Source organism: Desertimonas flava (assembly GCF_003426815.1).
Lineage (GTDB): Bacteria > Actinomycetota > Acidimicrobiia > Acidimicrobiales > Ilumatobacteraceae > Desertimonas > Desertimonas flava.
This window is the reverse complement of the sequence record NZ_QKYK01000057.1, coordinates 1-12,667: the sequence shown is the minus strand read 5'-3', so window position 1 is coordinate 12,667 and position 12,667 is coordinate 1. Positions and strand designations below refer to the sequence as shown.

The 12,667-nt window shown below is 72.7% G+C and carries 13 protein-coding genes and 1 pseudogene; 6 read left to right on the top strand and 8 right to left on the bottom strand.

Translation table 11 applies throughout. The features are described 5' to 3' along the window. The 4 genes and pseudogenes from DN771_RS28620 to larB all read right to left on the bottom strand — a co-directional run. A pseudogene (locus DN771_RS28620) lies at positions 1 to 182 on the bottom strand (hypothetical protein); the annotation flags it as partial. A gap of 136 nt (positions 183 to 318) precedes the next feature. Further along, complete coding sequence (locus DN771_RS28615) at positions 319 to 1,905, bottom strand: ABC-F family ATP-binding cassette domain-containing protein (protein ID WP_117000992.1); 1,587 nt, start codon at positions 1,903 to 1,905, stop codon at positions 319 to 321. A gap of 114 nt (positions 1,906 to 2,019) precedes the next feature. Beyond that, positions 2,020 to 3,309: a nickel pincer cofactor biosynthesis protein LarC gene (larC, locus tag DN771_RS28610; RefSeq protein ID WP_117000994.1), complete on the bottom strand. Its 1,290-nt coding sequence runs from the start codon at positions 3,307 to 3,309 to the stop codon at positions 2,020 to 2,022. Further along, the gene (gene larB / locus DN771_RS28605) at positions 3,306 to 4,043 is read right to left on the bottom strand and encodes a nickel pincer cofactor biosynthesis protein LarB (RefSeq protein ID WP_117000993.1); all 738 of its coding nucleotides are present in this window, start codon (positions 4,041 to 4,043) and stop codon (positions 3,306 to 3,308) included. Before larB ends, larC begins: the two co-directional genes overlap by 4 nt. A gap of 106 nt (positions 4,044 to 4,149) precedes the next feature. Between larB and pheA the strand changes: the two genes are divergently transcribed. Genes pheA through DN771_RS28590 form a run of 3 tightly spaced genes read left to right on the top strand, consistent with a single transcriptional unit; the run spans position 4,150 to position 6,783 of the window. After that, a complete protein-coding gene (pheA, locus tag DN771_RS28600) occupies positions 4,150 to 5,139 on the top strand; it encodes a prephenate dehydratase (RefSeq protein WP_162942535.1) in 990 nt (329 codons plus the stop codon). Further along, entirely contained in the window at positions 5,136 to 6,062 is a 927-nt protein-coding gene (locus DN771_RS28595) for a diacylglycerol/lipid kinase family protein (RefSeq protein ID WP_117000990.1), read from the top strand. Before pheA ends, DN771_RS28595 begins: the two co-directional genes overlap by 4 nt. Positions 6,063 to 6,072: 10 nt before the next feature. Next, positions 6,073 to 6,783: a gamma-glutamylcyclotransferase family protein gene (locus tag DN771_RS28590; RefSeq protein ID WP_117000989.1), complete on the top strand. Its 711-nt coding sequence runs from the start codon at positions 6,073 to 6,075 to the stop codon at positions 6,781 to 6,783. Positions 6,784 to 6,796: 13 nt separating this feature from the next. Here DN771_RS28590 and DN771_RS28585 read toward each other — a convergent pair whose 3' ends face one another. After that, the gene (locus DN771_RS28585; RefSeq protein WP_117000988.1) at positions 6,797 to 7,633 is read right to left on the bottom strand and encodes a PaaX domain-containing protein, C- domain protein; all 837 of its coding nucleotides are present in this window, start codon (positions 7,631 to 7,633) and stop codon (positions 6,797 to 6,799) included. A 70-nt stretch (positions 7,634 to 7,703) separates the two neighbouring features. Here DN771_RS28585 and DN771_RS28580 point away from each other — a divergent pair, with 70 nt between their 5' ends. The 3 genes from DN771_RS28580 to DN771_RS28570 all read left to right on the top strand — a co-directional run bounded on the left by DN771_RS28580 (position 7,704) and on the right by DN771_RS28570 (position 9,798). Then, entirely contained in the window at positions 7,704 to 8,681 is a 978-nt protein-coding gene (locus tag DN771_RS28580; protein ID WP_117000987.1) for a fatty acid desaturase family protein, read from the top strand. A 233-nt stretch (positions 8,682 to 8,914) separates the two neighbouring features. Continuing rightward, positions 8,915 to 9,286 carry a single-stranded DNA-binding protein gene (locus DN771_RS28575; RefSeq protein ID WP_117000986.1) on the top strand — a complete coding sequence of 124 codons (372 nt, stop codon included), beginning with the start codon at positions 8,915 to 8,917 and terminating at the stop codon, positions 9,284 to 9,286. A 53-nt stretch (positions 9,287 to 9,339) separates the two neighbouring features. Further along, the gene (locus DN771_RS28570) at positions 9,340 to 9,798 is read left to right on the top strand and encodes a single-stranded DNA-binding protein (protein WP_117000985.1); all 459 of its coding nucleotides are present in this window, start codon (positions 9,340 to 9,342) and stop codon (positions 9,796 to 9,798) included. A gap of 30 nt (positions 9,799 to 9,828) precedes the next feature. On the opposite strand, the gene DN771_RS28565 is transcribed toward DN771_RS28570, so the two are convergent. The 3 genes from DN771_RS28565 to DN771_RS28555 all read right to left on the bottom strand — a co-directional run. Continuing rightward, positions 9,829 to 10,161, bottom strand: a complete 333-nt coding sequence (locus DN771_RS28565) for an acylphosphatase (protein ID WP_117000984.1) — start codon at positions 10,159 to 10,161, stop codon at positions 9,829 to 9,831. Next, the gene (locus DN771_RS28560; protein ID WP_117000983.1) at positions 10,158 to 11,579 is read right to left on the bottom strand and encodes an NAD(P)-dependent malic enzyme; all 1,422 of its coding nucleotides are present in this window, start codon (positions 11,577 to 11,579) and stop codon (positions 10,158 to 10,160) included. The genes DN771_RS28565 and DN771_RS28560 overlap by 4 nt, the downstream gene beginning before the upstream one ends. Positions 11,580 to 11,916: 337 nt before the next feature. Further along, positions 11,917 to 12,667, bottom strand: a 751-nt coding sequence (locus DN771_RS28555) for a peptidoglycan-binding protein (protein ID WP_162942534.1), incomplete at its 5' end; no start/stop codon positions are given.

Below are 12,667 nucleotides of genomic sequence, written 5' to 3'. Positions count from 1 at the left end.
GTGGGCGCGGCCGCCGGCGCCGGTGGTGTGGTGGTCGGGGTGGCGTACGGCGGCGACGGCACCGCGGCGTCCGACGGTGCGGCGGCGCCGGCGGCCGCGGCGGTGAGGGGCATGGCGACGAGCGCCGCGAGCGCGGCGCCACCGAGGGCGAGGAGCCGGCGACCGGCCCGACGTGTGGTCATGGCCGGACGCTACGAACCCCCCGTCCGACGACCATCCGTCCACCTTCACCCACCAAGAGCACGATTCTCAGCCGTCTCCGGTTGCATTTCTGCAACCTCAGCAGCACAGGAATCCCTGCGCCGCCGGACCGGCCGGCTACGCCGTGGCCCACCCGGCGGGCACCGAGAGGTGGTCGCGCACCGTGCAGTCGGCCCCGAAGACCACGAAGCGGTCGAAGCCGCGCAGGAACCAGCGGTCGTGCGTCACGGCCACCACCGTGCCCGTGAACTCGGCGAGGCCGGCCTCGAGCGCTTCGGCCGACACGAGATCGAGGTTGTCGGTCGGCTCGTCGAGCAGCAGCATCGTCGCCCCGGTCGTCTCCAGGAGAAGGATCTGGAAGCGCGCCTGTTGGCCGCCCGACAGCGTCTCGAACGGCTGGTCGGCGCAGTGGTGGATCTCGTAGCGGCGCAACATCGACATCGCCGGGCCGAGCACCACGTCGTGGCGGTGGAGGATCTCCACGAGGGTGCGGCCGGTCCATTCGGGATGTTCGTGGGTCTGGTGGAACAGGCCGGGCACGACACCGGCGCCCAGGCGGAAGCGCCCGTGGTGCTCCACCGTGGCGTCGCCGCCGAGGAGCCGCAGGAAGTGGCTCTTGCCGGCGCCGTTACCGCCGAGCACGGCGACGCGGTCGCCGAAGTCGACCTCGAGATCGAACGGGTCGGTCAGGCCGTCGAGCTCGAGCTGCTCCACCACGAGCGCCCGCCGGCCCGTGCGGGCGCCGCCGAGGCGCATGCTGATGCGCTGCTCGCGGACCTCGACGGGTCGATCGTTCTTCTCGATGAACAAACGCAGGCGGCTCTCGGCGGCCTTCAGCTTGGGAGCGAAGACCTCGGAGATCTTGGCCCGGCGGCGCATCTCGGCGACCAGCTCCTCGAGCCGCTCCCGCTCGTTGTCGTAGAGCGAGCGGTCGTGGGCCAGCTTGTCGAGGTGGGCGCGGCGGGCCTCGGCGTACGTCGAGAAGCTGCCGCCGTGGGTCCAGGCGCCGTGGGCTTCGACGGTGACGATCTTGGTGGCCGTCGCCGCCAGCAGTTCGCGGTCGTGGCTGACGTAGAGCACGGTCTTGCGGGTCGCCACCAGCTCCTGCTCGAGCCAACGCTTGGCCTCGACGTCGAGGAAGTTGTCGGGCTCGTCGAGCAGCAGCACGTCGGCCTCGCCGCGCAGCAGCACCTCGAGGGCGAGGCGCTTCTGCTCGCCGCCGGAGAACGTGCCGAGGGGGCGATCGACGATGTCGGCGAGGGGCCGGCCGACGGCGCGGGTGCAGCATTCGTCCCAGTGCACCTCGGCGGTGAACCCGCCGGCGTCGCCCCAGTCGGCGATGGCGTGGGCGTAGCCCATCGGGTCGGAGTCGGCCGTGGCCTCGGCGGCGCGGAGACGTTCGGCGGCGCGCTGCAGCGGCGGCTCGGCGAGCGAGACCAGCAGGTCGCGCACGGTCCACGCGTCGCTCGTGTGGCGCTGGAAGGCGAGCTGCCGCATCACGGCGAGGCGGCCGTCGATGCTGATCGTGCCGCTCGTGGCGGTGAGGTCGCCGGCGATGAGGTTGAGCAGCGTGGTCTTGCCGACGCCGTTGGCGCCCACCAGGGCGGCGCGTTCACCCTCTCCGACGGTGAACGAGACGTCGTCGAGCAGCTCGATGCCGCTGGGCAGGCGCCAGGAGAGATGACTGATGCGGATCGCGCCCACCGCACGAGGTTAGGAACGCCCCTCCTCCCGCCCCACACGATTTTCCATCCGAGTACTGAACCGCGCCCGAGTGCCGGAGGACCCCCAGTGGGCCGTTCAACACTCGGGTGACGTTCAGTACTCCAATGGGTGAACGTCGGCGGCGACGCGTTCGCTGGCGGCGCGCTCGCTGGCGGCGCGCTCGGCGGCAGCGATGACGTCGCGGAGGGGGCGGCCGAGGGCGGCGGCAGCGGCCGCGGCGTCGTCGTGTTCCACCTTCACCCGTCCGGCGCCGACCTTCACCGAGATCGACTGGCCGTCCACCACGACCGTGGCGTGCTCACGCCGTTGCGGCCAGCGGGTCACCGTGGAGGCCCGCACGCCGAGGCTGCCCGTCTCGGCGAGGAGCACGGCGGCGATCGCCTCCACGCGCGCCGGGTCGCACAGCGCCGACACGGTGTGCGCCGGCCGGCCCTTCTTCATCACGATCGGCGTCGCCCAGGCGTCGAAGGCGCCGGCGTCGAGCAGGCGGGAGATGGTGTGGGCGAGCACCTCGCCAGTCACGTCGTCGACGTTCACCTCGACGAGGGCCGCCTGCTGGCCGGGAGCCGGTGTGAGCGACTGGCCGGCGGGGCGCCCGACCAGGACCTGGACGACGTTGGGCCGTCCCGGTGGATCGGCGGTACCGGCGCCGTAACCGACGCTGTCGACCGCCATCGCCGGCATCGCGCCGAACCCGTCGGCGAGGGCGGCGAGCACGGCGACGCCGGTGGGCGTGGCCAGCTCCATGTCGGTGTCGACGCCGAACGCCGGCATCTGCCGGCTGGCGAGCAGCCGGGCGACCGCGGGCGGGGGATTGGGGAGCGCGCCGTGGGCGGCCCGGATCGTGCCGCGGCCCGTGGCGACCGGTCCGGCGACGATGAGCTCGACGCCCAGCGAGTGCAGGGCGGCGGCGATGCCGACCACGTCGACGATGGCGTCGACGGCGCCGACCTCGTGGAACTCGACGTCGTCGGGGGCGATGCCGTGCACGGCGCCCTCGGCCTCGGCGAGCACGGCGAAGACGCGCCGGGCGGTGTCGCGCACCGGCCCCGGCAGATCGGAGGCCTCGAGCAGCTTGCGGATCGTCGACGCCGGCCGGTGGGGGTGGTCGCCGTGATCGTGATCGTGCGTGTGGTCGTGGCCGTGGTCCTGCGTGTCGTGGCGATGATCGTGACCGACGTGGTCGACGACCACGTTCGCCCACGTCGCCGCGACACCGCCGCGCTGGACGCGCTCGAACGTGACGGCGTAGCCGTCGACGTCGAGCCGGCCGAGCGTGTCCATGATCTCGATGCGGTCGGCCCCGGCGTCGACGAGCGCGCCGAGGAGCATGTCGCCGGCCACCCCGGCCGAGCACTGGACGTAGAGGACTCGACCGGTCATCGCAGGATCCGGGCCACGGCGCACGCCGCGCCGAAGCCGTTGTCGATGCCGACCACCGTCACGCCGCTGGCGCACGATGCCGTCATGGCGAGCAGCGCGGTCACACCGTCGAGGCCCGATCCGTATCCGACGCTGGTGGGCACGGCGACCACGGGGGCCGCGGCGAGACCACCGACCACGCTGGCGAGCGCCCCTTCCATCCCGGCCACGACCACCACGGCGTCGGCGGCCAGCACGTCGTCGACCCGATCGAGGAACCGGTGCAACCCGGCGACGCCGACGTCGGTGATCCGCACAGCGTCGAACCCGTACGCCCGCAGCGTGATCGCGCACTCGTCGGCGACCGGCAGGTCGGCCGTGCCCGCTGTCATCACGAGGACCCGTTCGGGGCGCACACGATCGGGAGCCCGGTAGAGGAGGCAGCCGGCCTCGTGGACACCCGGACCGACGAGGGCCTCGACGGCCTTCACCTGATCCGCCGACGCCCGGGTCATGAGCACCGGCCCGATCCCGTTGTCGAGCAGCTCGGCGACGATGCGCGCGCACTGCTCGGGCGACTTGCCCGGACCGAACACCGCTTCGGGTCGTCCCTGCCGCAGCGCCCGATGGTGGTCGACGAGCGCCCCGCCGACGTCGGCGAACGGCAGCGTCCGCAGGCGGGCGATCACCGTGTCGGCGTCGACCCGGCCGGCGGCGAGATCGTCGAGCAGCGCCCGCAGGGTCGGTTCGTCCACGGCCGACATGCTGCCAGAGATGCTGGCAGACCGGGCGCTCACCGCGGCATTGCCGCGCCGATACGCGCGCAGGAAATCCGCCGGCGAGCCCTTAGCGTCGCGAGGCATGGACACCGGAGAGACCGACCCCCGTTCGAGTGCGCACTCGATTCGGAGGGTGGGCTTCTTCGGGCCGTTCGGCACGTTCACCGAGCAGGCGGTCCGCACCCAGGCCGATCTCGCCGCGGCCGAACTCATCGACTACGCCACCGTCCCCGACGTGCTCGACGCCGTCGCCGCCGGTGACGTCGACTGCGGTGTCGTGCCGATCGAGAACTCGATCGAGGGCACGGTCAACTTCACCCAGGACGCCCTCGCGTTCGACTACGAGCTGCTGATCACCCGGGAGATCGTGCTCGACATCGAGCACTGCCTGGTCGGGGCCCGGGGCCTCACACTCGAAGGCATCAAGGCCGTGGTGTCGATCCCCGTGGCCACGGCGCAGTGCCACCGCTTCCTGCGTGAGCGGCTGCGGTCGGCCGAGGTGCGCGCCGCCTCGTCCACGGCCGGTGCCGCGCGCATCGTCGCCGAGGGCGAGCACGGTGCCGAGCCCGAAGCGGGCCTCGCCGCCATCGCCCCGCGTGTGGCGGCCGATCGGTACGGCCTCGACGTGATCGTCGACGACATCGCCGACCACGCCGGCAACCAGACCCGCTTCGTCGTCGTCGCCCGCGACCTCGTTCCCCGCCGGACCGGGCACGACCGCACGGCGATGGTCGTCTACCAGCGCGCCGACGCTCCCGGCAGCCTGCTGTCGGTCCTCCAAGAGTTCGCTGCCCGGCGCATCAACCTGTCGAACCTCATCAGCCGGCCCACCAAGGAGGGCGGCCTCGGCGACTACTGCTTCGTCATCTACGCCGACGCGCACATCACCGACGAGCTCCTCGCCGACGCCCTGCGCGCCCTGCACTCGAAGCAGGGCGGGGTGAAGTTCCTCGGGTCCTATCCCATCGCCGGCGCCGCTGAGCATCACGACGGTGAGCCCCACGACGCCCGCTGGCGGGCGGCCGACGACTGGGTGGCCTCGCTCCAGGCCCGAGCTTCGGCCGGGCGGTGACCGACACGTTCCGCACGACCGCCGGCCCGCCGATCGCCATCGCCAACGGCGCCAGTGGGAACGGCACCGACAGCGACCTCTCGGCGATCGACCACTGGTGCCGGCGACACGGCATCGAGCGACGCGACGGCGGCGACGACCTCGAGGCGGCCGTCCGCGGGGCGGCCGCCGGCCATCCCCCCTACGTCGCCGTGGTCGGCGGCGACGGGACGTTGCGCACCGCGGCGAGCGTGCTCGCCGACGGCGAGGTGCCGCTGCTGCCGGTCCCTTTCGGCACGTACAACCACTTCGCCCGGTCGCTGGCGATCGACGATCTCGACGCCGCATCGGCGGCCATCGAGTCGGGTCGGGTCCGCTCGGTTCCCGTCGCCCAGGTCGAAGCACTCGACGGCCCGGCGTCGAGCGAGGTGTTCCTCAACACCTGCGCGATCGGCTGGTATCCCGAGATGGTGCGCACCCGCGAGCGGCTCCGCGCCCGCCTGCCCCGCTCGCTGGCGGCGGTGGTCGCCTTCGCCTCGCACCTCCCGCGGCTGCAGCGGTTCTCGGTGGACGTCGACGGGGTCGAGCATCGGGCCTGGCTGCTCTGGGCCGGCAACGGGCGCTACGGCACGGGGGTCGAGGACGTCGCCGAGCGGGAGAGCCTCGATGCCGGCGTGCTCGACGTGCGCGTCGGGCTGGCCGACGCCCGCTTCGCCCGGGCTCGCGTGCTCGCCGACCTGCTGCGCGGGCGGCTCGACGACAGCGACCGCCTCGAGCGCACCGTCACGTCCCGCCCGGTCGTGGCGCGCCTCCGGCGCCGTCAGGTGACCGCCGCGCTCGATGCCGAGGTGGTCCAGCTCCGCTCACCGTTCCGATTCGTGCCGGCCGCTCGATGGCTTCCCGTGCTCGTCCCCCCGACCGGCCCCGGCAACATCGGCGACTGATCGCACGTCGATGGACCCGGCGGACGCGACCCTCGCCCGGGCGTTCGGATATCCGTACGACCGTCCGGCAGGCAGTTTCGTGTTCGACGGTCTGACGGGGGCGCTCGGGCCGTTGCCGCGACGGGATGTCGCCGCCGGCCGGATCCCGGTGCTGGCGATCGGCTCGAACGCCGCGCCGGAGCAGCTGGCGCGCAAGTTCGGCCCGGGCGACGATGCCGCCACGATCCCGGTGACGACCGCCCGCTTGCGCGACCACGACGTGGTGTTCGCCGCCCGGCTCACCGCCTACGGGGCGTGCCCGGCGACGTTCGTCCGCTGTGATGCGGTCGCCGCCCACGTCCACGTGACGTGGCTGACACCAGCGCAGTTGGAGCGGATGGATGCCAGCGAGGGCGTGCATGCCCCCGAGCCGGCGTACCGGCGCGTCGAGGTGGCGGCCTCCGCCGTCGAGCTCGGCCCGGTACCTGGGCTCGACGAACCGCCGGCTGCGGTCTGGGCCTACGAGTCGACCGCGGGCCCGCTCCGACTCGCGGCGACCCCGGTGGCCCTGGCCGCGATCCCGGCCGAGCGCCGCGTGTGGCCGGCCCGGAGCGTGCGGGCGGTGCTGGCCGAGCTCGCCGCGATCTGGGGAGCGCCCGACGCCGAGGCCGTGGCCCGGACCGCCGTCGGTGACTCGGTCACGCGTGACGAGTGGAATCGCCGCCTGGCGGGTGGCGTCTGACCCATCGGAGTGTTCAACGTCCCGACGGTGGGCGCCCGACACTCGGGTGGGTGGGGGTGAGGGCGGCGGCGAGGGTGCGGCCGAGGAGTCGGTCGAACTCCCGGTACGCCTGTCGTAGGTCGTCGATCGGCCATGCGTCCGGCGTGAGCGCCGGCGGGAGATAGGGCTCCTCACGCAGGTAGCGAACGCAGTCCGCGGCCACGAGCATCGCGGCCGGGATGCCGGGCGCTCCGGCCCGTTCGAGACGGCGGGAGGCCTCGCCGAGGCGGTCGGTGAGGTCGCTGCCGCGGCGAGCGATGGCGTCGAGATCCCAGAGTCTTGCCACGAGCGCTCCGCTGTCGCCTCCGCTGAGCGGCCCCCGGACGGCGACGGCGTCGGAGCCGGCCAGGTTGGGAGCGGCGGTGTTCGCCGGCCGCAGCCACGTGTCGGGCCGCAGCTCCCCCATGCGGGCGTTGGTCATGTGGCTGCGGAAGACACGTCGTTCGGCGAGGGCGCGGGCGGGTGCGGTGACCGCGACGATCCACCAGGCACCGTCCCACGCGCCCGGCGGCATCGTGCGCCCCAGGTCCTGGGCGGCCTTGCGCTCGGCGTGCCGCGGGGCGAGGCGGTACCCGCCGCCGAGGGCGACGAGATCGTCGCCGGTCACCATGCGTGACAGCGCCGTGCGCATGGTGCCGTCGGCGATGTCGAACAGGCCGGCGAGCCGCATCAGGGCGGGAGTGTCGAGTTCGGGCTCGGGCAGGCCGAGCAACACCGACAGGACCAGCGACCGGGCATTGAACGGCCGGACGTGCTGGTCGCCGACTTGCTGGTCGCCGACTTGCTGATCGGTGGCCGGTCCATCGCTCACCGCCTGGACGCTACCCGGGCCGTCTGTCACAAGAATTGATCGCCGTGATCGGACTCTGTACCATGAGGGTATGACGGTGGCCGACCGGGACACGACCGAGGCCGTGACGGCCCCTCGCCGGTCGATGGTGCCGGCGGACTCGGCCCTGCCCGACGTCTTGCCCACCGATCGGATCAACGCCAAGGGCGTCATGGCTCGGCCGTGGCGCGACGAGCTGCGACGGATCCCGACGGCTCGCAATGCCGTCACCGTCGTCGCCGCCGTGGCGCAGACCTACGGCGTGGTCGTCGCGGCCGCCGTCGTCAACACCTGGTGGGCGTGGCTCGCCGCCTTCGTGCTGATGGGGCGGGGCCACGCGCTGCTCAACATCCTCGGCCACGAGGCCGCCCACCGCCTGCTCTTCCCCAATCGCCGGGTGAACGACGTCGTCGGCCGCTGGGTGCTCGGCTTCGCCACGTTCCAGCCGTTCGGCACCTACCGCCGGTCGCACTTCGCCCACCATCGCGACGAGATGGGCCCAGACGAGCCCGACCTGTCGCTGTACAACGGCTACCCGATCTCCAAGGCGTCGTGGCACCGCAAGCTGCGCCGCGACGCCACCGGCCAGAGCGGCTACAAGAACATCCGTGCCCTCGTGTCGGCAGCCCGACGCAAGGCGCCGGAGGCGCTCCAGATCCTCGTCGTCCAGCTCGTCCTGCTCGGCGTGTCGATCGCAGTGCAGCGACCGCTGGCCTACGTCGTGTGGCTCGGCTCGTGGCTGACGCTGTGGAAGGTATCGAACCGCCTGCGGGCCATCGCCGAGCACGGGGGGATGGAGCGGTCTCCCGACCGCCGCCGCACCACCCACGTGATCCGCCAGAGCCGCCTCGCCCGCTTCTGCATGGTCCCGTACAACACCGGCTGGCACCTCGCCCACCACGCCGACATGGGCGTGCCGTGGCGCAACCTGCCCCGCTTCCACGACGAGCTCGTGGCCGCCGGCTGGGTGACGCCCGAGCTGGAGTATCCCTCCTACCGGGCGTTCTGGAAGGCGTGCAGCGCCGGTTGAGCACAGCGTGCAGCGCCGGTTGAGCACAGCGTGCAGCGCCGGTTGAGCACAGCGTGCAGCGCCGGTTGAGCACAGCGTGCAGCGCCGGTTGAGCACAGCGTGCAGCGCCGGTTGAGCACGGCCCGACAACTCTGTGACAGGCCATCACTACGGTGGTGGCTACCGACATCCTCCAGCACCAACCGGTCCGCTCACCGCCCGTCTCGGTGGCAGGCCCGTCCTGCGGAGGAACCATGCCCACGCCCAACCGAGCGGCGCCTCTCGACGCCGCCAACCTCGTCGTCCTCACCGGCGCCCTGTCGGCCGAGCCGCGCCGGCGGTCGTTGCCGTCGGGTGACCGACTCGTCGAGTTCGACGTCACCACCCGTGGCCCCACCGGAGTCTACAACGCCCCGGTCGCCTGGTTCGAGCCCACCGAGCTCGCCGAACGGCTCGAGGAGGCCAGCCCCGTCATCGTGATCGGCCTCGTTCGCCGTCGCTTCTTCCGGGTCGGCGGCGCCACGCAGTCGCGCACCGAGGTGCTCGCCCTGCGCGTCGCCGACGGGTCCAAGCCGTCGGCGATCCGCCGGTCGCTCAGCGAGGTCGCCAAGACCCTCGCGGCGTAGGCCGCTCCGCTCCACCACCGGGGCCGAGCCCCACGTTCGAAAGGAACACCGACATGTACGACAGCAGCAGCATCCTCACCGGCAACATCACACGTGATCCCGAGCACCGCTCCACCACCTCGGGGAAGGGCATCGCCAGCTTCGGTCTCGCCGTGAACCGTCGCTACCAGGTCAACGGCGACTGGCAGGAACAGACGAGCTTCTTCGACGTCGTCGCCTGGGGTGAGCTCGGCAAGCGGGCCGCCGAATCGCTCCACAAGGGCGACCGGGTCGTCGTCGTTGGCCGCATGGAGCAGCGCACATGGGAGGCCGACGACGGCACCAAGCGGACGAAGGTCGAGATGGTCGCCGCCGACATCGGCGCCTCGGTGCGCTTCGCCAACGTCACCATCGCCCGGGTCCCGCGCGCCGACCAGAGCTCGCCGCCCGACCACGCGCGTGCCGAGGATGGCGTCCCCGCTGTCCCCGTCGGGGTCGGCGCCGCATCTCCGGCCGGCGAAGAGCCGTTCTGACGGCCATGGCCGCCGAGGTCCGCCGAGCGGTCAGCGCACGTGGAAGCCGACGTACCGTGAGCCGGGCGCCGCCGGCCCGTCGCTCACCGGCCGGCGCTCCAGCTCGGTCACGTCGATCCCCGTCACGTCGGCCCGTGGCGGGCCTTGGCGGCACCAGGCCACCACGCGGGCCACGGCCGGCTCGGGCCCCTCGAGCTCGGCCTCCACCGTGCCGTCCGCCCGGTTGCGCACCGAACCGGCCACGCCGAGGTCGCTCGCCGTTCGGCGGCACGACTCGCGGAACCACACGCCCTGCACCAGCCCGTGCACCACCACGTGCACCCGGACGAGCTGTTCGCCGGCGGACCGGTCGCCGGTGCTCATGGTGGGGACCCGGGGCCACAGCCCGGTGCCGCGCCGGGTTGCACGGCGGCGGCCACGGCGGAGGCGACGGTCGAGGCCAGGTCGGGATGGAACACGCTCGGCACGATGTAGTTGGCGTTGCGCTCCTCGTTGGTCACCACGTCGGCCAACGCCGTCGCCGCTGCCAGCAGGGCGTGCCGCGGAACGCTGTGGCTCTGGGCGTCGAGGAGTCCACGGAACACACCCGGGAAGGCCAGGACGTTGTTGATCTGGTTCGGGAAGTCACTGCGGCCGGTGGCCACCACCGTGGCGTGGCGGCGGGCGATCATCGGATCGATCTCCGGCTCGGGGTTGGCCAGGGCGAAGACGATCGCGCCGGGGGCCATCGCCGCCACGTCCGCCTCCGTCAGGACGTCGGCGGCCGACACCCCGATGAACACGTCCGCGTCGACGAGCGCGGCGCCGAGCAGTCCGGAGATGCCGCGCCGATTGGTGCGGGCCGCGGTGCGCTGCAGCTGGGGGTCGAGGCCGGGACGGTCGACGTGCACGATGCCGTCGACATCGGCCACTACCACATCCTGAGCACCGGCCGCGAGCAGCAGGTCGAGGATCGCCGTGCCGGCAGCACCCGCACCGGACATGGCGATCCGAACCTCGGGGAGCTGTTTGCCGACGACTCGCAGAGCGTTCGTCAGGGCCGCCAGCACGACGATCGCCGTGCCGTGCTGGTCGTCGTGGAACACGGGGATGTCGAGGAGCTCCCGCAGGCGCGCCTCGATCTCGAAGCATTTCGGTGCGGCGATGTCCTCGAGGTTGATCCCGCCGAACACGGGGGCGATCACCTGCACCGAGCGGACGATCTCGTCGGGGTCCTGGGTGGCGAGGCAGATCGGCCAGGCGTCGATGCCGGCGAAGCGTTTGAACAGGGCGGCCTTGCCCTCCATCACCGGCAGCGCGGCCTCGGGCCCGAGGTTGCCCAGACCGAGCACGGCCGAGCCGTCGGTCACCACGGCGACGGTGTTGCGCTTGATCGTCAGCCGGCGGACGTCCTCGGGGCGCTCGACGATCGCCCGGCACACCCGGGCGACGCCAGGGGTGTAGGCCATCGACAGGTCGTCGCGCGTGCGCAGTGGCACCTTCGACTGCACCTCGATCTTGCCGCCGAGGTGGAGCAGGAACGTGCGGTCCGACACCTTGCGGACAGTGACGTCCTCGACCGCCGCGAGGGCGGCGGCGATGTCGTCGGCCCGATCGGCATCCGGGGCGGCGCACGTGAGGTCCACCTGGAGCCGGTCGCCGCGGGCGGCCGTGACGTCATAGGCCGTGACCATGCCGCCCACCGCCTCGACCGCCGATGCCAGCTGACTCGCCGGGAGCCCGTCGGCGGGCACCTCGAGCCGGACGGTGATCGAATACGACGCGCTCGGTACGACTGCCACGTCGCGGCAACCTAGTGGTCTGTCGACGGATTGGTAAGGGTGTCTCGCTTGCTGGATCTCGCTGCTGGCTGCGTTGCTCGTCCTCGAAAGACTGGGTGTATTCCTTCGTCCTCGCGCCTTGCCAGCTACGAGCCCAGGCCGCGATCCACCTCACCAACTCGACGACAGACCACCAGCGCCGCGCGAGTCCCTGGTCCCCGCCTCCCGGTTCGACCGACCGACCGCGTCAGCCCAGGTGATCGAAGGTGCTCGCTCGCCACGTGCGGATCTGGGTGAGCTGCTGTGCGTCCCGGTCCCCGGGACGATCCCGGAGACGTGGTCGGGGCCGTCCTCACAGTCAGCCGAGGTTGCGGAAGCCGCTCTGCGAGAAGTCGATCTCGCCGGGATCGATGTAGCCGTTGCCGTTGGCGTCCTCGCCGCCGGTCTCCGGAGCGAGCGCCGCCCAGGTGTCCTCGTCGACGATGCCGGTGATCTCGAGGTCGTTGTCGGCCTGGAACTGACGCACCGCGGCGTCGGTCTCGTCGCCGAACTTGCCGTCGATGGTGCTGACGGCGTACCCCTGCAGCTGCAGCGTCTGCTGCAGCAGCGCCACAGGGGGACCGGTGTCGCAGCGCACGATCGGGAACGGTCCGTCGTCGGCAGGCTCGGACGACTCGGCGTCGCTGCCCGCGGGCGCCGTCCCGTCCGGTTCGGTGGTCGTGGCCTCGGCCACCGAGCCGCCGGCTCCGGTGTCGGCGGGGAGCGAGAACGCACACGGCTCGGCCGGCACCACCGTGGTGCCGGCGGGGTCGGAACCGTCGGAGACGGCGGACTCGTCGGGCGCTGCCGAACCCTCCACCGCGGCGGTGTCGCCGACGGCGGTGTCGCCGACGGCGGTGTCGCCGACGGCGGTGTCGCCGACGGCGGTGTCGCCGCTGGGCGCTTCGGCTGCCGTGCCCTCGGCGGCCGCTCCCCCGGGGAGGGTGCCGTCAGCGGCGGCGTCCGTGCCCGCGGCGGCATCGGCGGCGGCCGTTGCCCCAGAATCGGCCGGGGCGGCCTCGGTGCCCGCAACGTCGGCCCCGGCCGGCGCGGTGGTCGCGGTGGTGGCG

Coding starts and splice junctions, on each gene's coding strand:
- pheA (WP_162942535.1), top strand. CDS start 4,150: ATGGACACCGGAGAGACCGACCCCCGTTCGAGTGCGCACTCGATTCGG.
- DN771_RS28565 (WP_117000984.1), bottom strand. CDS start 10,161: ATGAGCACCGGCGACCGGTCCGCCGGCGAACAGCTCGTCCGGGTGCAC.
- DN771_RS28575 (WP_117000986.1), top strand. CDS start 8,915: ATGCCCACGCCCAACCGAGCGGCGCCTCTCGACGCCGCCAACCTCGTC.
- DN771_RS28580 (WP_117000987.1), top strand. CDS start 7,704: ATGACGGTGGCCGACCGGGACACGACCGAGGCCGTGACGGCCCCTCGC.
- DN771_RS28570 (WP_117000985.1), top strand. CDS start 9,340: ATGTACGACAGCAGCAGCATCCTCACCGGCAACATCACACGTGATCCC.
- larC (WP_117000994.1), bottom strand. CDS start 3,309: ATGACCGGTCGAGTCCTCTACGTCCAGTGCTCGGCCGGGGTGGCCGGC.
- DN771_RS28590 (WP_117000989.1), top strand. CDS start 6,073: ATGGACCCGGCGGACGCGACCCTCGCCCGGGCGTTCGGATATCCGTAC.